The sequence below is a fragment of the Pseudomonas sp. 2995-1 genome, assembly GCF_002742505.1.
In the GTDB taxonomy this organism is placed as follows: domain Bacteria; phylum Pseudomonadota; class Gammaproteobacteria; order Pseudomonadales; family Pseudomonadaceae; genus Aquipseudomonas; species Aquipseudomonas sivasensis.
Genome location: NZ_LJSA01000041.1, coordinates 1 through 228, shown reverse-complemented (window position 1 = coordinate 228; position 228 = coordinate 1). Strand labels below are relative to the sequence as shown.

General features: G+C 37.7%; 1 protein-coding gene. It reads left to right on the top strand.

The features are described from left to right. Positions 1–228: hypothetical protein (locus AOA61_RS31050; RefSeq protein ID WP_158234772.1), on the top strand; the 228-nt coding region annotated here is incomplete at both ends.

Genomic DNA, 228 nt, shown 5'->3' with positions numbered 1-228 from the left:
TGAATTAACCCATGTTTGGCAGTTTGATAACTTAAATGTTCGTTTTATGACGTTGGAGGAGCTAGAGGGCTTTGCCACTTGGGTAGAACTGCATTTAGCAGAGTATTTTGGAGAGAAAGTGTATGCAGAGAAATTTATTGAAATCCTTCGTAAGAGGGATGATGTTTATAGTCGTGGTTATTTTGAATTAATTGAAACCCTTGCTAGTAATGGGAAGGTATCAAACCC